The organism is Nostoc sp. (genome assembly GCF_036917315.1).
Taxonomy (GTDB): domain Bacteria; phylum Cyanobacteriota; class Cyanobacteriia; order Cyanobacteriales; family Nostocaceae; genus Nostoc.
Map to the genome: position 1 here is coordinate 254,666 of NZ_JBALDR010000012.1, position 24,977 is coordinate 279,642.

Sequence of the window (24,977 nt, forward strand, 5' to 3'; positions counted from 1 at the left end):
ACATAATAATAAGCGTCATCAAAATACACTTTTCGGAAAATGACTGAGAACCTTGACTTTACTGTAGCTATCCCAACTTATAACGGTGAAAGTCGTTTGCCTGAACTACTAGAACGACTACAAAACCAAGTTCACACCGAAAATTTATCTTGGGAAATTATAGTTGTAGACAATAACAGCACTGATAATACAGCTAAAGTTGTTCAAACCTATCAAAAAGATTGGCGATGTCCTTACCCTTTAAAGTATTGCTTTGAAGCAAAACAAGGCGCAGCTTATGCGCGAAAAAAGGCAGTTTTAGAAGCTAAAGGTAAATTTATAGGTTTTCTAGATGATGACAACTACCCAGTATCAAATTGGGTAGTCGCAGCTTATGCTTTTGGCGAAAAATATCCCAAAGCGGGAGCTTATGGCAGCCAAATTCACCCAGACTGGGAAGTAGAACCACCGGAAAACTTTAAGCGAATTGCTCCATTCTTAGCAATTACAGAGCGGGGGAATCTACCGCTATTATATGAAGCATCTAAAAAATTGCTACCTCCTTCTGCCGGACTTGTTGTCCGTAAACAAGCATGGTTAGAAAGTGTACCAGATAAGTCTATTTTAACTGGTAGAGTTAAAGGTAATATGCTTACCAGTGAAGATTTAGAAATGTTGTCTTATATTCAAAAATCAGGATGGGAAATCTGGTATAACCCAGAAATGGAAATATCACACAAAATACCAAAGTTGCGTTTGCAAAAAGATTATTTAATTCCATTTTTCCGAGGGATTGGACTTAGCCGCTGTGTAACTAGAATGGTAAATATAAAACAAATATATAGACCATTTGCTCTTTTGTCTTATATGATAAATGACTTGCGTAAAATCACCTTACACTTACTCAAATATCGAACTAATCTGAAAGATGATTTGGTAGCTGCTTGCGAAATGGAACTTTTTTTAAGTAGTTTTATTAGTCCTTTTTATCTTTGGAAAAATGGATACTTTAAAAAATAAATTATTAAAACATTAGGCATTATGACTGAATTAACAGCTGAAGATTTAGATATTAGCGTAGCCATTCCTGCATACAATGGAGCAACCCGTTTACCTAAAATTTTGGATAAGCTATTAACCCAGACAGGAGTAGAACAACTTAGCTGGGAAATTATTATTGTGGATAATAATAGTTCTGATAATACATTTGAAATAATCCAGAATTACCAAAAAATATATGATTGTAACTGTCATTTAAGATATTTTTTAGAAACCGAACAGGGAGCAGCTTTTGCCAGATTGCGAGCAGTACGTGAAGCCAAAGGGCAGCTAATCGCATTTTTAGATGATGATAATTTACCTGCTCCTGATTGGTTATCAGAAGCATATACTTTTGGATTAGAGCATCCTCAAGCAGGTGCTTGGAGTGGACAGATTCATGGTGATTTTGAAGTAAACCCGCCAGAAAATTTTGAAAGAATTCAAGCTTTTTTAGCTATTAGAGAACATGGTTCAAATCCATATTTGTTTGACGCAGATAATTTAAGACTTCCTCCTGGTGCAGCGCTTGTTGTTCGGAAACAGGTATGGCGTGAAAATGTACCACAGCGGCCTAATTTAAGTGGAAAGTTGCCTGGTATTTTGGTACAGGGTGATGACTATGAACCATTGCTTTATATACATTATGCAGGCTGGCAGATTTGGTATAATCCTACCATGCACACTTATCATCAAATACCAGGCTGGCGACTTGAGAGAGATTATCTCTTAACTCTGGCACGCGGTTGTGGCTTGTGTATTTTCCAGTTAAGCTTGATAAATACTCAAAATTGGCAAAAACCAATAGTGTTTATGAAAACTATTCTAGGAAATTTACGCCGAGTATTAAAGCACCGTATTCACTATAAAGGTGAATTGAAAAATAATTTAATTGCACTTTTTGAAATGGAATTTTACTTGGCTAGTATGATGAGTCCTTTTTACTACTTAAAATCTCATTTTCGCAAAGGATTAAAAAATAAATTAGCCCTATCAAATGATTAACTATAGTCAAGATTTGCCGAAAGCTTCTGTAATTATCCCCGCTTATAATAGTGAAAATACTATTCATCATACAATTCAATCTGTTCTAAATCAAACTTTAAGCAATCTAGAATTAATTGTAATTAATGATGGTTCAAAAGACTCCACTTTAGATGTTGTTACACAAATTCAAGATCCCCGAATAAAAATATTTTCCTATACCAATGCTGGCGGAAACGTTAGTCGTAACCGAGGCCTACAGCTTGCAGTTGGAGAATTTGTCAGTTTCTTAGATGCGGACGATCTTTGGACATCTGATAAGCTTCAGTCTCAGTTAAAGGCTCTGCAAGAAAATGCTACTGCGACAGTTGCTTACAGTTGGACTGATTATATCGATGAAAATGGTGAAATAGTACTCTCTGGTACACATGTTACAGCCAATGGAGACGTTTATGAAAAGTTATTGTTGACAAACTTTTTAGAGAATGGCTCCAATCCTTTGATTCGTAGAGAAGCTTTAATCAAACTAGGTGGATTTGATGAATCTCTAAGTGCTGCTCAAGATTGGGATATGTGGTTGCGATTAGCTTGCCAGTTTGATTTTGTATGCGTACCATCTGTACAAATATTGTACAGAATCAGTGCTAATTCCGTTTCTTCTAATCTTATAAGGCAAGAACAAGCTTGCTTGCAAGTGCTTGAGAGAGCATATAAGAAAAGACCTTTAGCACTTAAGACTACTTGGAATCTAAGTCTGACAAATTTATATAAATACCTGACATGCAAAGCCCTACAAAAGCCGTTTAATCGACAAAAAGCTTTAATTGCCGCTAAATTCTTATGGAATTATATTCTGAATAATTCTTCAAGACTTCAGCGGATAAATTTTACTTTAAAATTATTATTAAAAATTTTCATAATCATTTTAATGCCTACGTTGCTCGAAAATATTACTAACCAGCGCGAAGTAAAAAGCTAAACAAATTGAAAATTGTTTAACGGCTAAGTAGCTGAAAAACTCTCAGAATAAAAATGGATAGCCTGGTGCATCTACCATCTTTAGTTTATGCAAAAAATCTCTTGAAGCATAATCATTCCAACAGTGGTTTTACCTTACCAGAAATGTTAGTAGTTATTGTATTAATTGGTATATTAGCTACGATCGGAATATCCAATTGGCTGGCTTTTGTGGAGACTCGCCGTCTCAACACTACCCAAAATGAGGTTTATTATGCTTTGCGCCAAGCGCAAAGCCAAGCCACTAAAGATAAATTGACTAGGCAAACCAGTTTTCGCATACAAAATGGTGTTGTGCAATGGGCAGTTCATCAAGCAGAGGGAGGACAATTTATTTCTGATGCTGTTAAAAATAATAGCAACCTATGGCATAATCTTGAGCCAAGCATTGGCATTGATGAAGAGGAAAATAATAAAGGAAAAAAGGAGACAACTTTACTAAAACATCCTTCACAACAAATGTGGCGAGTTTTATTTAACTATCACGGTTGTCCTATCTCTGAAATTGGAAATCAGTGTACAGTCGGTGGATTAGGACAAATAACATTTTACAGCTTGAATGGTGGTAAAGCTAGACGTTGTGTCTATGTTTCTACAATTTTGGGGGCTATGCGGACGGGCAAAGATCATCCTAGAGCCAACGAAAACGACAAGTATTGCTATTAAGATATTTTTAGTTGTTAAACAAGGTATTGTGTGCTGAATTTACCAGCAAACTCAAAACAGCACCTGATTATTTTCACCCGCTATCCAGAACCAGGTAAGACAAAAACCCGACTGATACCTGCTTTAGGAACTTTTGGTGCTGCCAATCTTCAACGAGAAATGACTGAGCATACAATATTTCAGGTTCAAGAATTGCAAAAAGCCATTGACATATCTGTGGAAGTGCGCTTTGCAGGTGGCGATTCGCAACTTATGCAAGACTGGCTGGGGTTGGATTTGATTTACCAGTCTCAAGGTGAAGGGGATCTAGGTTCGCGGATGGCGCGATCGCTTTTTGATGCTTTTCAATCTGGTGCAGAAAAAGTAATTATCATTGGTACAGATTGTCCTGGAGTGAATGCCCAGATTTTAGCAACAGCCTTTGAGAAGTTACACGCTTTTGACCTCGTACTTGGCCCTGCGATCGATGGTGGATATTACTTAATTGCTTTGCGCCAACCCATCCCGGAGCTATTCGTTAACATCGAGTGGGGAACGGCTCAAGTATTTCAGAAAACGGTAGATATTGCCCAGAAACTTAATTTATTATACGTGGACTTGTTGCCCTTAGCTGATGTTGACCGACCGGAGGATCTGCCGATTTGGGAACAAGCCCTTGCAGGGAAAATAGAGCGATCGCTTTAAGGAGTAAAATCAAGGGGCGAATTGGAAAAGTGCGTAGGCAGAGCCATAGGAATCACTTTTTCATGAAAATGTGAGCCTATTATCTTGGGGATGAGAATAAGAGACAGAAGCAATAAAATCCTGTGGAATATCAGCACTGCTGAAATAGCTCCTTAAAACTTTTTGAGGCTGCTTCAGGTTTGGCAACAATTTCGACAATTTTATTGCGTGCATCTGCTTCAAACAGCGCTTCAACAGCAACTTTGGCGACTTTCTGTCTAGGAATACTACCATCAAACAGTGTATCTGCACTTTGCATCACGATGCGGTCGGAGTTGTCTTCATTTTTCAACCCCCCAGGCCGGACAATTGTATAAGTAAGACCGCTTTTCTGAATATACTCTTCAGCTTGTTTTTTCCACAACAAAATTAGCCAAAACAAGTTTAGCGGATGGAAAAGCCGGGAAGTACACAAAGAAGAAACTAAGATAAGATGCTCAATTCCCTTTGCCTTAGCAGCATCTACTAAATTTTTAGTCCCTTCAAAATCCACTTTATAGGGGCCAGTGGGGTCAAAGCTAGGTTTTGCCCCAGTCGCAACCAAAAGAACTGTGCTATCCCCCAAGGCAGCAGTTAAACTTTCTGGTTGTAACACATCGCCTACCACTAATTCGGCTTCAGGAGACAGAATACCCCTAGCTTTCTCTATATCCCGCACCAAGGCTCGGACGGGAATATTCCGCGCGATCAATTCTTGCACAATCCGGCGACCTGTTTCACCTGTTGCCCCTGCTACAAATGCTTTCATGATAAATGCTATCCTGGGAAACTATTGTGTGCTTCTTCAGTTCTTTATTTTAGTAATTCTATGGAGTCGATCGCAGATTCATGAGGTTTCGGTCAAAATGGGATCTGAATGCGAAATGACCCAGGTGTGTGGGGAATCATTAATATAGACTAACGCCAAAATATACAGTAATGCATTTATGCTTTCAAGAAAAGGCGAATATAAATCCTGGGAAATAACAGAAGCAGTTTTACCTGTAGCCTCCAGCCAAGAAGCCGAGGACACATTAACAGAACCAAATGTAGCGACGCTGACAAAATTTTACGGTCGTTATCAAGATTTTATGGAAATGGCTGCCCCAGTAGAGAAGGTTGCTGAGTATCTCAATTCTCACGCCTCATGGTTTTCGCGCTGCGCTGAACCCATGAAGGTACAATCACTTGGGGAAAATGGCTATGCTTTAACAATTGGTCGTTTTGGTTCTTTTGGTTACGAAGTAGAACCGAAAATAGGTTTGGAATTGTTGCCCCCAGAGGAGGGTATTTACCGCATCCGTACAATTCCCATTCCTGACTACCAACCGCCTGGTTATGACGTAGACTATCGCGCATCTCTAGAGTTAAAAGAAACCGATGTTTCTACTAGCATTGGTAAAGTTACAAGAGTTGAATGGGAATTGGATTTGATAGTTTATCTTCACTTTCCCCGGTTTATTCAGCGATTACCCCAGTCTATAATTCAATCTACAGGCGATCGCTTACTTAATCAAATTGTCCGCCAAGTCTCCCGCCGCTTAACTCGCAAAGTTCAGGAAGATTTTCATAAATCTTTAGAAATACCGTTTCCTGCTAATTCTAAGAAAAAGCGTTGATAGGGATTTCTAAAAAATCAATAATTCCAAATTATTTGTACGTTTTTAGGGTAGCACAACTGTGCTACCCTACTTTGCTAACTATGCTTGAGTGAGAATTTTTTGGACAATTTGCACGCCAGTAACAGCCTGCCAAGCAAAAAGTCCCAAAAGCGTGAAATTTATCAAAATATGAGTTGCACGTGCCCAATTTGCCCCTTTTTGCATATAAGGAGACAAGGCAGCAGAAAATGCAATCAAACCTGTCATACCTAGTCCTGCTAGTAAGTGAGGCCCGACAAATAACTTTTGGTTATTAATGTAAGTGACAGCCATCCCGCCGATCGCACCTGCCACCATCAAAGCTAGTAGTATAGAACCGATTTGGTAATGTCTGACGTTATATCTACCTTTAATCAGTTCTTTCTTTTCTTCCCCTTGAGCATTTCTGGTACGCTGTAATTGCAGTCCTAAATAGGCAGCATAAATTGAGAGTACTAATAGCGCCCACATTAGCACCGGATGGAAGAAGTTCAGCCAATATTTCACCGACGTAGAAAGTTCCAGACTCATCGTGTTCTCGCCTAATGATTAAATCTTCATAAAAATTAGCATAACTCTATTTTCTGTGCTTAAAGTTGCACAAATTAAAAGAGACTCCTCCATCTCCTGCGACTATTTTGCTTCGTCCTCTTGCCAAAGTGGATAAACAATCTCAGACTAAATTTTGAGGGTAGACGAACAAAACCCCCTGTGTGGGATCTCATTCATGACTGAAAACAACGATACTTTGCTGCTCAAAGCTGCTAAAAGTGGCGATATCAAGGGTCTGTGTGCGCTATTGGCTGCTGGTGCGAGGGTGGACGCGTGCGATCGCCAAGGCACCACGCCATTAATGTTTGCTGCCAATTTAGGCTACACCGAAATTGTGCGATCGCTGCTCGATGCTGGGGCAAATATCAACTTGCCCAGAAAACTCTATGGTTTAACGGCTTTGATGTTGGCGGCTAGTGCCAAACAGCTTGACATTTTGCAACTTTTACTATCTAAAGGTGCAGATGTCAATGCCACTAATGAAGATGGCAGTACAGCATTAATGGCAGCAGTCCTCAAAGGTTATATCGATGTAGTGCGAGTTTTATTGGCTGCTGGTGCCCAAGTTGATATCGCTGATAAAGATAATGATACGGCGTTGAAACTTGCCGTTAAGCAGGGAAAAATAGAAGTTTTACAAGCAATTCTCCAAACTGGTGTCGATGTCAATATTCCAGATGAGGAGGGTGAGACACTTTTAATGCTAGCGGCAGACTTGGGACATTTGGAGATTGTGGAAGCACTGCTAGCAGCAGGGGCTGATGTGAATGTGAAAAACGCTGATGGTGGAACTGCCCTATCGGCAGCAGCAGCGGCTGGACACAGTGCGATCGCAGCAGCTTTACTAGATCGAGGTGCCCAGATAAATCTTCAAGATCGAGATGGTGAAACTGCCTTACACCTTGCCGTTGTGGAAGGCTACATTGATGTCGTGCAAATATTACTTAACAGGGGTGCAGATGTCCAAATTAGCAACCACCTGGGCGATACACCACTGCTTGTAGCAGCATTGCAGGGACATAGCCAAATTGTCGAGGCACTGCTACGTTCTGGCGGAGATATAAATGGGAAAAATCTTGGTGAAGTACCTTTGACGTTGGCTGCATCACAAGGACACACCCAAACGGTACAAGTGTTGTTAGACTATGGTGCTGATGTCAACATTCCTGGGGATGATGGCAAAACTGCTTTGATTAAGGCAACCGAACGCCAACACAAAGAGATCGTACATTTGCTGCTGGCAAAGGGGGCAGATGTGAATTTTCAAGACTCAGCAAGGGCCACATCATTGATGTGGGCGGCTTCAGCAGGTTATGGCGAAATTGTGCAGTTATTACTCCAAGCTGGGGCAGATGTGAATTTGAAAAACCGTGGCGGTTATACTGCTTTGATGATTGCAGAATTTAATGGTTATAAAAATGTGGTGCGGAGTCTGCAAAAAGCTGGGGCGCAAGAATAGCAATCTCAATTCTTCATCTAAAATATTTTCAGAAATATCTTGACAAATTATTAAATGAAGTTTACTGGCTGAAATACCAAGGAAGTTTAAAAAAGCAAATCTAGGACAAAGAAACAAAGAAAGCAAAACTCCGTCCTAGCTGTTGTGAACTTGCTACGGCGGAGAAAGAAAAATTAAAACGCCAAAAGGGAGCAGACCAAATGCTTGCGTCACAAGGATAGAAAGAAAGCAAAAATGAAGAAGTAAATTTACCTTTTACTTTTTACCTTGTACATTTTACCTTTTACCTGCTCTCCCCCTTGGCGTTTCCTACTGTGCTAGATGTGCAAAATATATAGTTTTTAATTGAACAGAAAAGTATTCTAACGATCATTTTTTATGTATTATTCTAAAAGCTAAATACAAACAAGTTCCCAAAAAAGGTTGATATACAACCATTTGGGCGATCGCTACGGTAATTCAAAGAAAAATAAATAAAAAATTAAATTTAGTGGAATCACTGTAGTCAATCCTCTATCACCATAAACTCAAGCATTGACTCATGACTTGACCGAGCATAAATGCCCAATAATTATAAGATTTGCAGAACAACTAGTGTCATATCATCAGTGTTTTGTTTATCAGCACCGATGAATTGCTGAACTTGGTCAAATAGGTAATCCACAATCTCCTCTGGCCCATTGCAGTATTTACAAGCCGTATTGAAGCCAGTAACAAAATTGTCTTCATCGAAGCGATCGCCACCAGCAGCAGCAGCATCAGTCAGTCCATCTGTATAGTAAATAATTGTATCCCCAGGCTCTAACTGTGCCTGGGCATCTTCATATTGGCTGTTAGCATCCAAACCGATTAACATTCCCAAAGTATCTAAACGGCTGACAGTTTTTGTCGCTGCGTGCCACCATAAGGGAGGATTGTGTGCCGCATTGCTATAAGACAGAATTCGGCTGTGAGGGTTATATTCTGAGTAAAATAGCGTTACAAAGCGGTGGGAATTTTCCAAATCCGCATACATAACTCTATTTAAGTTTTGTAGAATTCTGGCTGGGGAATTACCATGTAGCACTTCTCCCCGTAGCATTCCCCGCATCATCGTCATAATCAGCCCAGCGGGGACACCTTTGCCCATGACATCTCCAATAACCAAACCCCAGCGACTAGTTTCGCTGCCACCTTTGATCTTGGGCTGAATTTTATTATGATTGGTAGCAATAAAGTCGTAGTAGTCTCCGCCGACACGATTGGCAGGTTTACAGCGTGCAGCCAGGACTGCACCAGGAATTGTAGGGCATTGACGTGGTAGAAGTCGCCGTTGAATTTCTGCACCAATTTCTAGTTCTTGGTCTAGGCGTTCTTTTTTTCTTAGTTCTACAGCTAGTTCATCGTTTTCGATCGCTACTGCTGTCTGGTCTGCCACTAACCTAACTAACTTTTGCCTGGTTTCTGTCCAACTATATTCTGGATCGCGGCTCAAGACATAGAGCCATCCTCGTTCTGTATGCTTTACCAGAATCGCCGTACCAAAGATTTGCACATCTGGTCCTAAATAGCGATGCATCTGGTCATCCAAAATCCCCGTGGCATTTGCTAGAGGGGCAGTATTTGGCAAAAGCGTGATTTGACTACTGGCTATTTCTAGCGCTTTGCGGATATTCTTGCGCTGGCCACTATCTTGCCAATGTAACTGTTCTAACCTGACTTGACCATTAGGTTTGTAGAGAAACAGGGCGCTACCGTCTGCATCTGTCACTCTTGTTGCCATCAGCGGAATCAGTTCCAAAAACTGATTCAAATTATTGAAACTTCTCAGGGCAAATCCTAAAGAACTTAGCAAATCTTGAATTTTGTTCTGTTCCCGGTGCAACCTTGCCACGAGTTCTTTGAGTGCCACGACTGGTGTGACATCCGTCGCGGCACTACTACTATTATCAGTGGGTTGAGAGGGCAGTTGAGACACAGGCACGGGTATTATTGCACTTTATATTGGCAGATTTTAGATTACTTATAAATCTTTTGGCTTTGGCATTGCTAAACCATATTTAGGCAAGACTTGCCATTTTAGCAAGAGTATAAAGACGTAACAGGCAAATTTTATAAGTATTTTATTTGCTTATTGTCTTTTTGATGGAATATTAATAATTTCAAATCATGTATTTTTAGTCCAAATTCTACCCGTAAAAATTACTAGTTTTGCTGATATATCAGAAAGCTTTTTATTTTTTCATAACTTAATTACCAAAGCATATCTCTAAAGTCATAAAAATACTTTATTCAAAGAATAATTTATAACGCTCTCAGAGGGACTTTTTGGGCAGAAGCAACTAGAAGACTAGAAGTCTTTTGAGTAAAAACCTCTATAAGCGCTCAAATCGAGCTTGATTTGCTCAAAAACAGAACTACACTCGTTCCCAAACCTGAGAATATTGTTAAGAAGTTTTCAAATACTTAATTTGTATACCATAAATGCTCGGATAAGTGCCAAGATTGAGCTTTTCCATTTTTAATTTCTCGTTTTGTGAATTTTGAGTTGCTGAATACGCAAAATTTAAACCCATCAAAACTGGATAAAAGTGAAGTAACTCGATCTTCTTAGTCAGAGGTAACAGAGTTAAACCATTAGCCTGTAATTTATTCTAGGGGTGAGTCATTTGGTAAGTGTAAGATATGAATAGAAGAGATGACACTAAAAATAGAAGAAATATCTTCTAAGAACTTTAAGTCAAAAGCCAGAAAGAGTGTTTTCATTTAACCATCAGAATTCCAACCTCTCAATAGACGTTGCACGAGTAAGTCGCCATAGCCAACACCAAACACCTATGGAGGAATAAACCTCCCGCAGCGCTGAAATCACCCGCGCTGGTTCCCCAATGCACTGCTCACCATTGGGACTGCTGTCTATCCCACAATAGAGTTGTATATTGTGGGCGTGAGCGTCTCGATTCCCTTTTCAATTGCTGCAAGATGAAAGTCTAGGGGATTTTCTATGTCGCAACTAAATACCGTGCTGCTACATTTAAAAAGCCCATTTCAGACTTCAAAAAGGGCATTAGCTAGAAATTTTAGCAAAAGTCACCTATTTATTGTGACAAATTCATGATTTTAGGACTTGAGCTGTTTCTAGTTAGTTCAAGTGATAATACCAGATCGGTCATCCCTAAATTTATCAGTTTTAGGACTTACGCAAAAATAGCTAAAAAGCTTAATTTATCGAACCTCCTTCTCTGTCAGAGGCTGACGCCAACGCGCAGTGTCTCCCAGAGAAGAATCATACAGTATTGCGTAAGTCCTAAGTCTGTTAACAAAAATTTTTAACTCGAAATTTTTCAGCTAACTACTCAAGAGAGCTTCGACAAACTCATAGCTCGAAAAGGGGCGTAGGTCTTCAATTCCTTCGCCAGCACCAATAAAGCGAATGGGTAAACCTAGCTGCTGCACAACGGCTAGGGCAACGCCGCCTTTAGCAGTTCCATCTAGCTTGGTTAAGACAACACCACTGAGTTGGGCAGCTTGGGAAAAAACTTCGGCTTGCCGCAGTCCATTTTGCCCTAAAGTGGCATCTAGAACCAAAAGAGATTCTACTTTGGCATCTGGGGCTTTTTTGTCGATAATTCGCCGGATTTTACCAAGTTCATCCATTAAATTTTTCTTGTTTTGCAGTCGCCCAGCTGTATCTACCAGAAGTAATTCGGTTTGACGCGCTTGAGCGGCTGCGATCGCATCAAATACAACTGCTGCCGGATCTGTATTCTTTCCCGGATTGGCAATTACATCCACACCACTTCTACTACCCCAAACCTTCACCTGTTCGACAGCAGCGGCGCGAAAGGTATCTGCTGCTCCAATCAAGCATTTATAGCCAGATTTTTGTCCCAGATGGGCAATTTTGCCAATGGTGGTGGTTTTACCGGCACCATTTACCCCAGTAATTAACCAAATATTTAAGGTTTCTTTTTCTGGGGTAAAGGTAGTTTTGTGGGATGTTTTACTTGGTGCATCCAGCATATCCCGAAGGATTTTTTTCAGGAAAGCGATCGCTTCTTCAGGTGCAGTAACTTCTTCTCGCAGTTTTGTCTGTAGGGCATTGATAATAAAGTCTGTCGCCTCTACACCAACATCAGCTTGTAAAAGCAATGCCTCAATTTCCGTTACAGCAGCTTGGTTTAGCGGCCCTTGACCAACGATCGCCTTCAGTTGATTGAGAATACTACGGCGAGTTTTATCTAATCCTTGCCGGAGCTTTTTCAGCCAGGTAATTTCTTCAATAGAAACGTCTTCTGCACTCCTACCTTGAGCTGCTAGAACTTTCGCTGACCAGACAAACCCATCATCAAATAACAGTCCGGGAATTTCCTCTCCTGTTTCTGAGGTTGTCGCTACTGGCTGTACTACCTCCGGTTCTGGAACTTCAATGGCGGTGGCTATTAGTTGTTCTAGCTTGGCTTGCCGTTCTGCCGCCGCCCGTTCTAAAAAGGATAAGTTAGCTGGTGCTGTTGGCTGTGTTGCCTCTGGCGTAGCTAGTGGTTCGGTGGGTGTTAGTTCAACTTCGCTTGCCGTGAGTTCTATGGTGGAAACATCTGGCTGTTCAGCAATTGCTGCCACTGAAGAATCTTCTGTAATTTCTTCCTGACTAGCAGCTTGGATAACTTCTGGCTGTGCTGTTTCTACGGTTGTATTAGCAGCTTGCTCAGTTGCTTCTGGTTCAGCTATTTCCGCAGTTACCGTTTCTGCGGTCTCAGGTTGTATTGATGGTGCTAAGGTATCTGCTGGATCGGGTGGGGTTTCTACTACCTCGACTTGCTGTTTTTGCTGAATATTTTTGTAGGCAGCTTTCGCAAATGCCAATAAGTCTGTCGTTGTGTCTGGTGTAGTTTCAGCAGTTGGTGTTGAGGTTTCGGCTGGCTCTGGTTGGGGTTCTTTTGCAGGAGGAGTTTCTTCCTGTTTCTTATCAGAGGGAGTGTTAGAGGAATCGTTATGTTGACGACGGAACCAATTAAAAACCATTGCAGCAGTATTGTTTATATGAGTTATGAGTTATGAATTATGAGTTTAATTTAACTTTGCACTTTTTCTTGGGGTGAAAACTTCCGAGTTATCCTCACCTTTCAACGCCAGTTTAAGGAAAATCGTGACAATAGAGAGTTTTTTGCGATCGCGCAGCGTCTCACTTTGAGCGAAGTTTCGCTTGGAGGAAGCCGCAGAAGCGGCTACAGATTTTTCTCCACGGCAGTATAAAAATTATGAATTCCGCAGCGGTACTACGCAGTTTTTTTCTGCTCAGTGACTCGGCGCAAAACACCGTTAATAAAGCGATGACCATCGTCTCCACTGTAGCGTTTGGCTAGCTCCACGGCTTCGTTGATGGCGATACTGTCTGGAACTCCTAAGAACTTCATTTCTGCAACCGCGATTTGCAAGATATCGCGGTCAATTTGGGCGAGGCGAGTTACTTGCCAATCTACTAAGGCAGCAGAAATTAGTTCATCTATAATGTGTCGATTTTCGTTCACGGTAATCACAAGCTCTTTAGCGTAATTCCGAACTCCCTTGTCCTGATTAGCTAACTGAATCAATACTGGGAAATCAACTGCTGTACCCAACTGATTGATGGCTGTCTGGGTGCAGGCGATCGCTTCTTGAAGCATTGTTCTGGCAGTATTGAGGTCGGAGGCCCGAGTTTGGCTACTTAAGAGGCGATCGTTACTGCGTTGCAGTTCACCTGCGGCATTATCGAGGGTATCTTGTACTTCTGAGGTCAGAGTGCGTACTGCACCTAGTACCAACTTGGATACTAGTTGGTCGTCTTCCAATTTATCTAATTTCTTTGGGTTGACTGGCAATTGGCTAAGGCTTAAAAGCGCCAATTCACGAGCAATTTGCTGGGGTTTACGAGGTTGCATAAAACTGAGGGGTGATTGTGCGAGAACTGAATTTACTAGGCAAGACAAACTTATAAGCCTATCAATTTTGGCACAGTTAAACAACAACATTACGCATTTGCTTGTGACTATGCCAGATTGATTCCAGAGAGGCAGAGGGTGGGAGGTGTGGGAGGTGTGGGAGGATGGGGAAGAAGTCTTACCCATCCTCCCACACCCCTCTGCCTACACTATGCGTGAGAAATCCGGGTGTGAGTCACTATTCTTTATTGAACCTCCTGCCTCCTGCCTCCTGTCTTCTTCACGTTTCTTCAACGGGAATAACCTGCTGCTCGATCTCTTTGTGTTTCACTTCCAATGTGGACTCGTTGGAAAAAACCAAAGGCGTATTGGGGGCGACAATGCCACCTGATACAACTATTTTAAAGGCGTCTTCAATCGACATGGAAAGGTTCACCACCTCGTCTTCAGGAACGACTGCGTACCATCCGGTAGTCGGATTTGGCGTGGTGGGGATAAAAACACTTAGCACGGGGCGAGACATCTGGGCTTGGATATCACTGCTGATTGCACCAGTAACAAAAGCGATCGCCCAAATTCCTCGGCGAGGATACTCTACCAAAATTACCCGGCGAAACTTGCCATTAGAATCTTTTAATATTGTTTCTAAAAGCTGTTTGAGAGTTTTGTATACCTGTCCTGCTAAAGGAATTGCTTGTAATAATCGCTCACCAAAATCTAACAACCATCGTCCAGCTATATTCCGAGCCATCAAGCCCATTAGCAATATACTTAGTAGTGGTACAGCCAATCCTACCAACAAATTAAGTATATTTACTAAAACGGGGTTTAACCCATCAAAGGGATTCAATTGTTTGGGAATTTGGGTGAGGAAGTTGATTACCCAAGTCGCAATGGTAATTGTCAGCCAGATAGTGGTTGCTAGGGGAATTATTACCAACAAACCAGCAATCAGGTCGTTTTTTAAATCCTGTTTTAGGCGATCGATTACCAAGCCCCGATTCTCCTGTTTTAAGCTAGAGGAACTTTTGTTATTCGTATCCATACCAGCAGATTCGTCAAATTCCGAAGGCTTTAACTTTGGCAGATTCTGCCGCAAGTAACTGTCTAAAACGCTAGCAAGTTGCCTGCTGCTGGAAATCAGCTATTTTCCTATAAGCATACACATAGACATTAACCAATCCGATGGCGACTAGTTATTCTTAGAGGATGTTGCTTTTATTTATAAGACTTGTAAATAATTGTTGCAAGTTCTTGGCTATTATTAATCTAGCGCGCTTAATCAAAAGCTGCTCATGATTGTGAAAGTACTACAGGATAAACTTAGGACTTACGCAAAATAATGAAAAAACGAACCGCAAAGGACGCAAAGGACGCAGAGAAATAAGAGTTTTAGAGAGTTATTGTCTAAATCCTGAAACTAATAAATTATTTTATCTGGTCAGTCACTCACATTTGAGCAAGGGTGGCTTTTATGAAAAGATTCTGTTACAAATATTAATTTCTTAGGTATTCTCAAAAAATAAATTATCCATCTTGTGGGGTAAGTATTCTGCCCGCCCTGAATATAGAAGAGATGGGAACACCCGTCCCACAAAACAATTTGGGATGTTTTTTATTTAGAAGTCTCTTTTATCTAGTCTTGAATTATAAAAAACAAGATCCCCGACAACTTTTACGAAGTCAGGGATCTGTGTAGCACATCGTGTGCCCTATGATTTTGCGTAGTTTACCGCCGTAGGCATCGCTATACAGGAAATCCTTCTAATCTCCAGCTATCTTCACGCCGCATCAACATGTGTAGTTTCAGAATCCGCGCCCTGCAATTGTTGCGTACTCTCTTGTACCAAAATTGCTGTTGTATCTAAATTAGGTTTTGGTAGATACTTCATTTCCCAGACTTTGAGCAAAATCAGGTATTCGTAGAATGCCTGCAATGTACACCAAGCGACTCCGGCGCGTCCATCTAAACATCCGCCTAAGATAAAATACATATATATAAACCGTAGCAACGGTCTGGCAGGCAAACGTAAAGACAAATCTTTCAGGGCACGCCGTCTTTCGACTTCCGATTTGCCAAAGAATAAATCTTGCCAGTTAACTTTTCCCTGTTCTAACTGATATAAGGTTTCTTGAGCTTCATCCGTAGAATAACGGTTGTGCTTGTCAATCCAGCGGCTCAAACCTTTACTACAAGTGTAGTGTGGGTATGTTTCTTTTAAAAAGCTAGTTGCACCCTCACAAACTTCTCGCTCAGTATGACCGTAGTCTGTAAACCATACTTTACCGTGGCGGAAGAGTCGCATTTGGTAACGCGGATACTGTGTGCTGTAGCGAATCCAACGATTCATGAACATGACGCGTTCAGCCACATAGTAACCGATGTAGTCTGGATTCTGACTTGCCTTTTTGCATTCCGCAAACAGTTCTGGTGTCATGCGTTCGTCAGCTTCGAGAATATAAACCCATTCATGCTTTGGGGGTATAGACTCTAACATCCAGGTGCGTTGCCGTCCGTGGCTTTCAAAAGCGTGTTGGACAACGCGGATGGGATAGCGACTGGCGATTTCCACAGTGCGATCGCTACTGCATGAATCCACAACAATGATGTCATCTGATAACATCGCCGATTCGATACAAGCAGCAATATCTAGTTCTTCGTTATATGTCAGTATGTAAATTGAGAACATTACTCAAGTTTTATAGCGATTTTACTCAGTGATAATTGCTTTGTTATTGTTATTAGCTATTAGGCGCATGGCAGTATCAGCCGTCAATAATTTTGGGATACTTCCTACTGCCATGCCAATAGTGATTAGCGTGCGGCAGTTCTAGGTTTACCACCTTGTACAGCACCCCTACCTCTTAAGCTTGTCCAGCCGATGATAATGTAACCAATGGACAATAGCAAACTGCTAATACCAATCCGCAGTCCCGACTTCCAAGCAGTATCTTTAGCTTGTTGCAGTGCTTCGTCTCGGCGCTGCCGAAGTTGGCTCAGTTGTTGAGTTTGCAGCGTTTGAATATCTGTTTGTTGTTCGATTGCTTTGTCAAGTACTTGGGGATTTGTTTTAGCCTTCTTCAGTAACTCTTTTATATTTGCGGGAATTTGAGGGCTTTCAATTGCTTGCTTATATTTTTGGTCATCTTTGAGGATTTCACTAAACTGAGCTTTGGTTTGGTTTCGCAGCTGGTCTAGTTGCGCTTTTCCTTGATCGGTATTCAGTTGTGCTTGTAATTGCGATAACCGAGTGTTTAGCTGAGTTTCTGCCTGATCTGCTTCTTGGGTGATTCGGTTGAGTGTTTGAGTCTTGGCTTGATTGACGTTATTTAGGTGCAGGGGAAAAATCAGCAAGAACATCAACCCTAAAATACTGGAGATAATCGCGGCGGGAAATCTTAAATCGATACCTTGGGGGCGATCGCTTGCTGGATCGGCATTCTCAATCCAATAGGCAGCAAACAGAAGCCCCAAACCGACTAGAGGAACAATTCCTCGATCGACAAGCGCTGTTCCCAAATTGATTTGCCATACCCGATCGGTGGGTTGAAAGGGTAACAACAGAATCAAAAAGTCAACAAAAAAGGACAAAATGCAGATTATTCCAACTACCTTAAGTGTGAGAGCAGTACTCACGGAAGTAAAACGGTTAACCATAATTTTTCAAACTGGTGGTGAATACGAGTGATTTTCATATTTCAAGCTACTTGAATATTGTGCCCATGACTATGACTATTGTGTAAAAACACAAAGCAGACTCAATATTGCTAAAGGCTATCTGCCTCTTGGTTTTCAACTAGGCCACAGTAACATTTGTTATCTACAGTGTCTTCAGGAAATTCCTGGTATTTTAAGATACGAATTTGATGCAGGGCTAGAGGAACAGACTGATTAATTATCCAATCTCCCCGATTGCAGTTGTCAATCGGTCGTAATCCCGACCTTTTTTAGGCGATCGCAGATGCGCATCGGTATCAACTTCAATCGAAACCTTTGCCATGAGGTTGTATCGACTTATCGTCCGATTTGAGTAAGGAAACAATTATTACTGGGATTAAATACTACTAAAAGTGATTGAGTTTATACTTGTCCGGGATTTTTACGAATATCTCGCTTGTTATACTTACAGTAGTTTTCTTTTGCATGGAATACAAAGCTACGGGTTTTGAGGCAGAAGGTAGAAACTCTTTATATTTGATGCGTGAGTCCTGCATTTTGCACCTCAGTTTTTTGCAAACTCCTGTATTTATACTCTTTTTTGCTAATTCCTCATAAAAAAGAAATAATAACTAACAATCAGGTGTGAACTTTACTAGAATCAGTTCGTCGATGATTTTTGTTAGCAAAGAGAGTGAATTTGAAGGAGTCAGACTCTGAAAGGCTTTGAATTCAAAGGTGTTGAAAAACTTATTGGCCCAATAGCCGCGCTTCTCGGCTTTGTGTATTTATTGCAATGGTATATTGGAGACTTGCGATCGCCTTCCGATCCCATCTTTGAAAATAAACAGCCGCCTTTGGTGATGAAAGAGGGCGACCCTTATATACGCGCTTTAATGCGAACCATCTCGGCAAGTGAGGCTAGTGGAAACCGTCCCTATTCGCTGTTATACGGTGGACAGCAAGTCAACGACCTTAGCCGACATCCTGAGATATGCGTCACAATTGTCACAGGCCCCAACACAGGTAATTGTTCTACTGCTGCTGGCAGATATCAAATTATCAACATTACTTGGTATCGTTTAGCTCCTCGTTATCACCCAAAGCCGATGCAAATGATGTTTTGGACTGCTTATAGTTTTGAAGCAGAATATCAAGATATAGTAGTTTACCGTTGGTTAAATGATTCTAAAGTTTGGGGAACTAATATTTCTCAACTGTTGCGTCAGGGAAAGTTAAATGACGTTTTGCGGCGACTCTCTCCCACTTGGACAAGTTTGGGATATGGCATAGAAACTAATTCTGTGAGTAACTCTTTGCCCAAGGTTTATCAGAAAATGTTGCAAGAAGAATTAACCGCAGCTAAACAACCAATAGCCCCGAATTTACCTCCATCCCCAACTCCTTCTAGCAAAGCAGTAAAAAAGTAGTAATGTTATCCTAATTTTTAAATTGCTGCGAACAAAAAACTTTTGATATTTTCCACAAATGTCAAGGTATTTTCAAAGTGGATATTGTGTCCAGTATTACTAATTATTTTTATCTGAAAAAAATCACATATTTTAGCCATTTCTGTATTAATAGATATAAATTTTTGATCGTATTCACCCACTAGTAAAAGCATGGGAATTGTATTTAATTGTAGCTTTTCCCATAAAGAAGGTTGACATCCAGTACCCATAAAGCGCAGTGATTTGTCTAATTCATGTGGATTGTTCTGCAACCGACTTTCTACCATGCGATCGTATTCTGGATGATTTTTTATATAACCAAAAATCGGTTGATTGTACCAATTTGACAAAAAAGCAGCAAAATCAGTTTGAATAATGCTTCTGCTTAATTTTCTAGCTATTTGAGCATCACGCCTAACTCGTTCTAATCGTTCTGCTTTTGTTGCTAAACCTGGAGAAGCTGATTCTAATACGACTTTAATAAAACGTTCTGGGAAATTTAGAGTTAGATATAAACCTAATCTTCCACCCATCGAATAACCAATTAAGTGGCATTTATCTATTTTTAATTCATCTAATAAATTGATTATTGCTTGAGCGGTAGTTTCCATTACATAGTATTCATCACCTCCTACAACTTCGGTTTCCCCATGTCCTGGTAAGTCAAGAATCAGATAAGAAAAATCTTCAGCTAGCAATTTTATAGCTTCATCAAATTCATTAATGTTTCCCATGAAGCCATGTAAAAAAATAATTATAGCTTTATTAATATTTAAATTAAAAAAATAGTTAAATTTATATTTTTCTAAAATCATTTTAGAAGATATGTGTAAATTACAAGCTGGTCTAACTTTTTATTTTATACCACGATCAGATGTTTAAAAACATGGCACAAGCCCAACTGATCTTTTGGTTTAGACACACTCAAACAACTTTTTACAATGAAATAGCCCGGCTATGGCAATTATTATTTTAAGGTTCTACATGGATAAAATTTGGAATTCTTTTTGAAACTTCTTCTATGGATATATCAAAATAATTAGCTTCAAGTACAGCAGGAATACGCACTCTTGAAAGATGTATTCCATGTAAACAAAATGGACACCATATTGCTATGTAGCCTATTCTAGTTTGCAAATCTCCTACAAATTGAAAATTTACTTCTTGTTGATGACAGTTTGGGCAGTTTAATACAGGCACATTTGGTAAAGAGTGATTAATTTCAGTAGCAATAGAAAGCCATTGAGAGAAAAATTTATTTTTTATCTTACTCATAACATTTACCTGACAGTATTTTACTCTGATAGTAATCCCACCATAAATTCTCAGAGGATATTTGGAAAGTCAAAAAAAGCTTAAGTAACGATATTCTGTCAGTAGATAAAAATGCAACAGTATTACTTGAGGCATGTCTAAATCATATCCAACAGACTGAACCGATGAACAATGGAAATTGCTATCGGTGCTGTTACCTCCAGCAAATCTAGGGTGTCGTCCCCGTTGCGTTTAATACTTTCCAAACATCCTCTGAGACATTTGTATTAATTTTGGCATAAAGAAGACTTTGCCTCGTTCAATATACTAAATCTCGCATCTCTACAAAATGTCTTTTCATCCGAGTGAATTTTTTATTTTTAAGGTAAAAATCGATCTAAAGCAGCTTTTAACTGTTTAATTTCAACGTCAATATTACCCTCTTGTGCAGCTCTAGCAATACATTCAGTTAAATGTTCATCCAAAACAATTCGCGCTACCTTATCCAATGCGCCACGCACTGCGGCAATTTGCAGTAAAACATCAGGACAAGGGCTATTTTGCTGCACCATTGTTTTAATACCACGAACATGGCCTTCTATACGTGATAATCGATTGGCAATTCGCCGTAAAGATTCTTCGCTATGGATGTGAGGATGAGCAGGCTCTCCAGTCCCATGAGTATGATCTGTATGGTCGTGGTCTATATCGTGATGCTGGGAATGTTCTGCTTGCTGGGATATTGGCAAGGATTCCTTGCCTAATCGGTTTGATCCATTCATGGCTTATCAAAGGACTTGTAATACTAAGATCCTAGCCTAGAGCGTTACAGGGAGTGGGGAATGGGAATTGGTAAGAGGACTTGTCCCGAATTCTCACTCAAGCCACCTTGTCCTCAAGTCCCCCCTACTCCCTACTCCCCACTCCCCATTACCACTAACTCTACTGCTGACGATTGGCTCTTTCTTGGGGAATAATTTCTGTTACTACCCTACCGCTAGAACTGCCACCTTTGACAACAATATTTTCTGTTTGCAGATTACCAACGGCTGTTTCACCTATAAAATTTAACGGTGGGTCAACTTGCCGATAAACAACATTTCCCTGAGCTTCAACTAACTTATTATCTAAATACCAAGTTAGTGTATTGGATCTTAGAGACTGGCGACGCTGACCAACGGCGTTGACGTTACCTTTTAAATAAACGGTTTTTTGGGGTATTTTCATTTCACCTTGATTGGCTGTCACTGTGACATTTTCGGCACGCTGGAACATTCGCGTAGGTGAGTTTGTAGTGACAGTTTCTGTATTCATGTTCCAGGTCATAGAATTACTAGCTATTTGCATTGGTGGGTCTAGTAATTCTAGTTGAGCATTCTTTTGGACAGTGGCAATTTTTGTTTTTAAGTTGACTTCGGCAGAATTTCCCTTGCCGCGATCGCTAATTTTATTATCTTTGTAGCGGTCAATTTCTAGGGGGCGATCGCCAATCAGTTTTTCTTCTTTAATATTCCAGATTAAATGTTCAGTTCTCACTTGCATCTGGGGATCGATAGAATTTGCTACCACTCCTCCAGAAAATTCCATCCGCTGTTCGCGGGTTTTGACTCGCACTTCCTGCGCTACTGCTTGTAGTTTTTTATGGGTGCCGTTAATCTTGTTACGAACAATCAACAAATCTTCTTTGGGACGCCATTCTAATTCATTACCTTGCAACACAATCCCATTACTCGGATCTGTGGCAAATATCTTACCTTTAAGAAACAACTGCTTCCCATCTTGTTCAATGTCTGCTACATCTGCCTTGATTTGGTAAACAATTTTGCCATCTTGATATAGTTCACCATAAGGACTTTCCGCCTGACCAATTTGTTTTTCTTTGGTGTATTGTGCGGTTTTAGCCCTGACTTTCCAAATTGGTCTTCCCACTTCGTCTGCTTGTTCTAGGGTGACATCAAAGAAAGTCAAATTGCTATCTTTATTAGATGAATCCGCAGTATTTTCTTGGGAAGTTGGCGAGGATTTGCCCCCGCAGGCGACTAAACCAAATACCAAAAAAAAGGTCAAAGGAAAAATAAGAAAGGAGGGAGTGGAGGAGAAAATTTGAATTTTTCTCTTTCCCCATCTCCCTCTTTTATGAAATTGATACGCCATTATTCTTGGATTTCTAGGTGTCCATCACTAGTTCTGGGGTCTTCCAAAAAACCGATCCCAGATAATGGGCGGTATGGATAGCTTTGGCGAGGAGTTTTTTGAATATCTTCTTTGATGGCTTCTAAATCAATGTAGCGATCGCTTACATTAATTAAGCTGTCACTGGTCATGGAACGCAAGCTCACAACTTCTACCCGCACGCCACGATAGCTGACCGAATTGACCGCATAAGCTAAATCTCCATCACCGCTAACTAAAACTGCGGTATCATAAGAATCTACTAACGCCATCATGTCTACTGCTATTTCTACATCTAGGTTAGCTTTTTTAGAGCCATCTGGTAGCTGGACTAAATCCTTAGCAATGACTCGATAGCCATTGCGACGCATCCATAGCAAAAACCCCTGTTGCTTCTCGTTTGTCCGGTCTACACCAGTGTAGAAAAAAGAACGCAGTAATCTAGAACCTCCTGTTAATCGACATAATAGCTTCGTGTAATCTATTTCAATACCTAGTTGCAGTGCAGCGTAAAATAAATTTGAGCCATCAATAAATATGGCGACCCTACCCCGATTCTCCAAAACCTGTTCTGGCGTAAAGATTGAATCATTTTCCAAATTATTCAACATCATTGTGATACCTCAATTTTTATCCCTGTTATTTTTGATACAAATTACCAACTTTTAGATGCTAGTCACAGCGGCTTATGATAATGTTCTGCGGCTAATTTAAATTGAGCCACGATAAATTTTGTGAGAAAATAAAAAATTGAACAAAATCAGAGTTTGATAAGGACTAATCGTTTTTCGGGGGTTCTATTCGTTGAAATACAGGTTGGTGTTTACCCAACTGTTGCTTGCTCGATAGTAGTCCCCATGTAGCATGGGTGGCAAAAGGAGCATTAACTGAACTTTGTATTCGATCGTTAAAATTTATTCCAAAGCCCAGTTGCTGATAAATATCGCTGCTGATGTTCGGAATAATTGGGGATAGCAGATAAGCTGCTAGTCTAACCGATTCTAGAACTGCGTAGAGAACCTTTTCCACCGACTCCTGCTGTCCCTGTTTATATAATGACCAAGGAGCCTGTTCATCAATAAACTTATTACTGGCTTGTGCCAGTGAAAGTATGGCTACGCAGGCTTGACTGAAGGCTAGCTCTTGGTATGCTTGTTTTACATGTTCCCCTAGACGTAAACCAATTGCTTTCAAAGGATTTTCGTCAGGAATCCCTTCATTGCCGATTGATGGGACATTATTCTCAGTGCAGTATTTCTTCACCATGCTCAAGGTGCGATTGAGCAAATTACCTAAATCATTTGCCAAATCTGCATTCAGAACATTAATGAACCTTACTTCATTAAAATCTCCATCTTTGCCAAATTCGATTTCCTTAAGGAAGTAATAACGAACGGCATCACTACCATAGCGCTGAACTAACGCCACAGGATCGAGGGTGTTACCCAGACTTTTGCCCATCTTTTGCCCGTCTTTAGTCAAAAAGCCATGCCCAAATACTTTCTCTGGCAAGGGTAAGCCAGCCGACAACAGCATTGCTGGCCAGTAAACTGCATGGAAGCGCAGAATATCTTTACCAATTAGGTGCAGGTTGATTGGCCACCATGTTTCTAAAGCATTTGCTAAAGTTGGTTCTGCATCTGGTTCTAGTAATGCTGTGACATAACCTAGCAGCGCATCAAACCAGACATAGAGAGTGTGCTTGGGATCGACTGGTACCGGAAAACCCCAATCTAAATTCACTCGTGAAATGGAAAAGTCTTGCAGTCCTTGATTGACAAAGTTGAGAACTTCATTACGCCGACTTTCTGGTTGAATAAAACCCGGTTTAGATTGATAAAATTCTGTCAGCTTAGTTTGATATTTGGATAAGCGGAAAAAATAGTTTTGTTCGTCTCGCCACTCCACTTCTTTGTTAGTATGAATTGGGCAACGGTGTCCTTCTAGCAGATCCCGTTCTTCTTTGAATTCTTCGCAAGATACGCAGTACCAGCCTTGTTGTTGTCCTTGGTAAATATCACCAGATTCCCAGACTCGCTCAAAGAATTCTTTCACGATCGCTTGATGACGAGGCGCAGTAGTCCGACTAAAGCGATCGTATTGAATGTCTAATAATTGCCATAAACTCACGAAACTAGGGACAATTTGATCACAAAATTCTTGTGGCGCTTTGCCTAAATTTTCTGCCGATCGCTGAATTTTTTGCCCATGTTCATCTGTACCTGTAATTAGTAATACTTGATAACCCAGTAACCTCTGAAATCGCGCCACTACATCGGCTGCGATCGTCGTATAAGCACTGCCTATATGAGGGACATCGTTTACATAATATAGGGGTGTGGTCAGTGCAAATGTCTTTTTTGTTTTATTCACTAGATTCATGCAAAATAAAAATTCACTTATTAAAAGGTTTTATCTCTTAGCTTTCAGCGGCAAAACCACGCAATTATACAATATTATTCCTATTTTTTCCAATAACATCTTCATACTAGCAAATTTATCAAGTCC

Annotated in this window: 22 protein-coding genes; 8 read left to right on the forward strand and 14 right to left on the reverse strand. The window is 40.5% G+C overall.

Annotated elements, in window-relative coordinates; all coding sequences use genetic code 11:
- The first annotated feature begins 39 nt into the window (after window positions 1-39).
- The 5 genes from hpsE (V7K84_RS06040) to V7K84_RS06060 are packed head-to-tail and all read left to right on the forward strand — an operon-like array spanning window position 40 to window position 4,368.
- Window positions 40-999, forward strand: coding sequence for a hormogonium polysaccharide biosynthesis glycosyltransferase HpsE (hpsE, locus tag V7K84_RS06040; RefSeq protein ID WP_334836913.1), 960 nt, complete (start codon window positions 40-42; stop codon window positions 997-999).
- Window positions 1,000-1,020: 21 nt separating this feature from the next.
- Window positions 1,021-2,022: a hormogonium polysaccharide biosynthesis glycosyltransferase HpsE gene (gene hpsE, locus V7K84_RS06045; protein WP_334836914.1), complete on the forward strand. Its 1,002-nt coding sequence runs from the start codon at window positions 1,021-1,023 to the stop codon at window positions 2,020-2,022.
- Window positions 2,015-2,980, forward strand: coding sequence for a glycosyltransferase (locus tag V7K84_RS06050; RefSeq protein ID WP_334836915.1), 966 nt, complete (start codon window positions 2,015-2,017; stop codon window positions 2,978-2,980). Before hpsE (V7K84_RS06045) ends, V7K84_RS06050 begins: the two co-directional genes overlap by 8 nt.
- A 53-nt stretch (window positions 2,981-3,033) precedes the next feature.
- A complete protein-coding gene (locus tag V7K84_RS06055; protein WP_334836916.1) occupies window positions 3,034-3,684 on the forward strand; it encodes a pilus assembly FimT family protein in 651 nt (216 codons plus the stop codon).
- Between the two features lie 30 nt (window positions 3,685-3,714).
- Window positions 3,715-4,368 carry a TIGR04282 family arsenosugar biosynthesis glycosyltransferase gene (locus V7K84_RS06060; RefSeq protein ID WP_334836917.1) on the forward strand — a complete coding sequence of 218 codons (654 nt, stop codon included), beginning with the start codon at window positions 3,715-3,717 and terminating at the stop codon, window positions 4,366-4,368.
- 130 nt (window positions 4,369-4,498) lie between these two features.
- Here the strand turns inward: V7K84_RS06060 and V7K84_RS06065 are convergent, their stop codons facing one another.
- Window positions 4,499-5,155: an NAD(P)H-binding protein gene (locus V7K84_RS06065; protein ID WP_334836918.1), complete on the reverse strand. Its 657-nt coding sequence runs from the start codon at window positions 5,153-5,155 to the stop codon at window positions 4,499-4,501.
- 178 nt (window positions 5,156-5,333) lie between these two features.
- Here V7K84_RS06065 and V7K84_RS06070 point away from each other — a divergent pair, with 178 nt between their 5' ends.
- A complete protein-coding gene (locus tag V7K84_RS06070) occupies window positions 5,334-6,005 on the forward strand; it encodes a DUF1997 domain-containing protein (protein WP_334836919.1) in 672 nt (223 codons plus the stop codon).
- A gap of 81 nt (window positions 6,006-6,086) precedes the next feature.
- Here the strand turns inward: V7K84_RS06070 and V7K84_RS06075 are convergent, their stop codons facing one another.
- Window positions 6,087-6,557: a DUF4079 domain-containing protein gene (locus tag V7K84_RS06075; protein ID WP_099099590.1), complete on the reverse strand. Its 471-nt coding sequence runs from the start codon at window positions 6,555-6,557 to the stop codon at window positions 6,087-6,089.
- A 196-nt stretch (window positions 6,558-6,753) separates the two neighbouring features.
- Here V7K84_RS06075 and V7K84_RS06080 point away from each other — a divergent pair, with 196 nt between their 5' ends.
- Window positions 6,754-8,037, forward strand: a complete 1,284-nt coding sequence (locus V7K84_RS06080; RefSeq protein ID WP_334836920.1) for an ankyrin repeat domain-containing protein — start codon at window positions 6,754-6,756, stop codon at window positions 8,035-8,037.
- 571 nt (window positions 8,038-8,608) lie between these two features.
- On the opposite strand, the gene V7K84_RS06085 is transcribed toward V7K84_RS06080, so the two are convergent.
- The 6 genes from V7K84_RS06085 to hpsJ-B form a co-directional block, all read right to left on the reverse strand.
- Complete coding sequence (locus tag V7K84_RS06085; RefSeq protein ID WP_334836921.1) at window positions 8,609-10,000, reverse strand: PP2C family protein-serine/threonine phosphatase; 1,392 nt, start codon at window positions 9,998-10,000, stop codon at window positions 8,609-8,611.
- 1,364 nt (window positions 10,001-11,364) lie between these two features.
- Window positions 11,365-13,038: a signal recognition particle-docking protein FtsY gene (ftsY, locus tag V7K84_RS06090; protein ID WP_334836922.1), complete on the reverse strand. Its 1,674-nt coding sequence runs from the start codon at window positions 13,036-13,038 to the stop codon at window positions 11,365-11,367.
- Window positions 13,039-13,292: 254 nt separating this feature from the next.
- Window positions 13,293-13,934, reverse strand: a complete 642-nt coding sequence (gene nusB, locus V7K84_RS06095) for a transcription antitermination factor NusB (protein WP_292787087.1) — start codon at window positions 13,932-13,934, stop codon at window positions 13,293-13,295.
- A gap of 280 nt (window positions 13,935-14,214) precedes the next feature.
- A complete protein-coding gene (locus V7K84_RS06100) occupies window positions 14,215-14,979 on the reverse strand; it encodes a DUF502 domain-containing protein (protein WP_334836923.1) in 765 nt (254 codons plus the stop codon).
- A 736-nt stretch (window positions 14,980-15,715) separates the two neighbouring features.
- The gene (locus tag V7K84_RS06105; protein ID WP_334836924.1) at window positions 15,716-16,624 is read right to left on the reverse strand and encodes a glycosyltransferase family 2 protein; all 909 of its coding nucleotides are present in this window, start codon (window positions 16,622-16,624) and stop codon (window positions 15,716-15,718) included.
- Window positions 16,625-16,749: 125 nt separating this feature from the next.
- Entirely contained in the window at window positions 16,750-17,592 is an 843-nt protein-coding gene (hpsJ-B, locus tag V7K84_RS06110) for a hormogonium polysaccharide biosynthesis protein HpsJ (RefSeq protein ID WP_292814800.1), read from the reverse strand.
- A gap of 782 nt (window positions 17,593-18,374) precedes the next feature.
- On the opposite strand from hpsJ-B, the gene V7K84_RS06115 reads away from it, so the two are divergent.
- On the forward strand, window positions 18,375-19,022 hold the full coding sequence (locus V7K84_RS06115) for a glycoside hydrolase family 24 protein (protein ID WP_334836925.1): 648 nt from the start codon (window positions 18,375-18,377) through the stop codon (window positions 19,020-19,022).
- Between the two features lie 17 nt (window positions 19,023-19,039).
- On the opposite strand, the gene menH is transcribed toward V7K84_RS06115, so the two are convergent.
- From menH to metG, 6 genes are all read right to left on the reverse strand, one after another.
- A complete protein-coding gene (gene menH, locus V7K84_RS06120) occupies window positions 19,040-19,858 on the reverse strand; it encodes a 2-succinyl-6-hydroxy-2,4-cyclohexadiene-1-carboxylate synthase (RefSeq protein ID WP_334836926.1) in 819 nt (272 codons plus the stop codon).
- A gap of 157 nt (window positions 19,859-20,015) precedes the next feature.
- A complete protein-coding gene (locus tag V7K84_RS06125; RefSeq protein WP_334836927.1) occupies window positions 20,016-20,318 on the reverse strand; it encodes a hypothetical protein in 303 nt (100 codons plus the stop codon).
- A 359-nt stretch (window positions 20,319-20,677) separates the two neighbouring features.
- Window positions 20,678-21,079, reverse strand: a complete 402-nt coding sequence (locus tag V7K84_RS06130; RefSeq protein WP_334836928.1) for a metal-sensing transcriptional repressor — start codon at window positions 21,077-21,079, stop codon at window positions 20,678-20,680.
- 160 nt (window positions 21,080-21,239) lie between these two features.
- Window positions 21,240-22,451 carry an LPS export ABC transporter periplasmic protein LptC gene (gene lptC, locus V7K84_RS06135; protein WP_334836929.1) on the reverse strand — a complete coding sequence of 404 codons (1,212 nt, stop codon included), beginning with the start codon at window positions 22,449-22,451 and terminating at the stop codon, window positions 21,240-21,242.
- On the reverse strand, window positions 22,451-23,080 hold the full coding sequence (locus tag V7K84_RS06140) for a LabA-like NYN domain-containing protein (protein WP_094348455.1): 630 nt from the start codon (window positions 23,078-23,080) through the stop codon (window positions 22,451-22,453). The genes lptC and V7K84_RS06140 overlap by 1 nt, the downstream gene beginning before the upstream one ends.
- Window positions 23,081-23,246: 166 nt before the next feature.
- On the reverse strand, window positions 23,247-24,851 hold the full coding sequence (gene metG / locus V7K84_RS06145; protein WP_334836930.1) for a methionine--tRNA ligase: 1,605 nt from the start codon (window positions 24,849-24,851) through the stop codon (window positions 23,247-23,249).
- Window positions 24,852-24,977: the final 126 nt, after the last annotated feature.

Excerpts from the sequence above, each read along its gene's own strand:
- hpsE (WP_334836913.1), top strand. The coding sequence starts at position 40 with ATGACTGAGAACCTTGACTTTACTGTAGCTATCCCAACTTATAACGGT.
- hpsE (WP_334836914.1), top strand. The coding sequence starts at position 1,021 with ATGACTGAATTAACAGCTGAAGATTTAGATATTAGCGTAGCCATTCCT.
- V7K84_RS06050 (WP_334836915.1), top strand. The coding sequence starts at position 2,015 with ATGATTAACTATAGTCAAGATTTGCCGAAAGCTTCTGTAATTATCCCC.
- V7K84_RS06055 (WP_334836916.1), top strand. The coding sequence starts at position 3,034 with ATGGATAGCCTGGTGCATCTACCATCTTTAGTTTATGCAAAAAATCTC.
- V7K84_RS06065 (WP_334836918.1), bottom strand. The coding sequence starts at position 5,155 with ATGAAAGCATTTGTAGCAGGGGCAACAGGTGAAACAGGTCGCCGGATT.
- V7K84_RS06070 (WP_334836919.1), top strand. The coding sequence starts at position 5,334 with ATGCTTTCAAGAAAAGGCGAATATAAATCCTGGGAAATAACAGAAGCA.
- V7K84_RS06075 (WP_099099590.1), bottom strand. The coding sequence starts at position 6,557 with ATGAGTCTGGAACTTTCTACGTCGGTGAAATATTGGCTGAACTTCTTC.
- V7K84_RS06080 (WP_334836920.1), top strand. The coding sequence starts at position 6,754 with ATGACTGAAAACAACGATACTTTGCTGCTCAAAGCTGCTAAAAGTGGC.
- ftsY (WP_334836922.1), bottom strand. The coding sequence starts at position 13,038 with ATGGTTTTTAATTGGTTCCGTCGTCAACATAACGATTCCTCTAACACT.
- nusB (WP_292787087.1), bottom strand. The coding sequence starts at position 13,934 with ATGCAACCTCGTAAACCCCAGCAAATTGCTCGTGAATTGGCGCTTTTA.
- V7K84_RS06100 (WP_334836923.1), bottom strand. The coding sequence starts at position 14,979 with ATGGATACGAATAACAAAAGTTCCTCTAGCTTAAAACAGGAGAATCGG.
- V7K84_RS06105 (WP_334836924.1), bottom strand. The coding sequence starts at position 16,624 with ATGTTCTCAATTTACATACTGACATATAACGAAGAACTAGATATTGCT.
- hpsJ-B (WP_292814800.1), bottom strand. The coding sequence starts at position 17,592 with ATGGTTAACCGTTTTACTTCCGTGAGTACTGCTCTCACACTTAAGGTA.
- menH (WP_334836926.1), bottom strand. The coding sequence starts at position 19,858 with ATGATTTTAGAAAAATATAAATTTAACTATTTTTTTAATTTAAATATT.
- V7K84_RS06125 (WP_334836927.1), bottom strand. The coding sequence starts at position 20,318 with ATGAGTAAGATAAAAAATAAATTTTTCTCTCAATGGCTTTCTATTGCT.
- V7K84_RS06130 (WP_334836928.1), bottom strand. The coding sequence starts at position 21,079 with ATGAATGGATCAAACCGATTAGGCAAGGAATCCTTGCCAATATCCCAG.
- lptC (WP_334836929.1), bottom strand. The coding sequence starts at position 22,451 with ATGGCGTATCAATTTCATAAAAGAGGGAGATGGGGAAAGAGAAAAATT.
- V7K84_RS06140 (WP_094348455.1), bottom strand. The coding sequence starts at position 23,080 with ATGTTGAATAATTTGGAAAATGATTCAATCTTTACGCCAGAACAGGTT.
- metG (WP_334836930.1), bottom strand. The coding sequence starts at position 24,851 with ATGAATCTAGTGAATAAAACAAAAAAGACATTTGCACTGACCACACCC.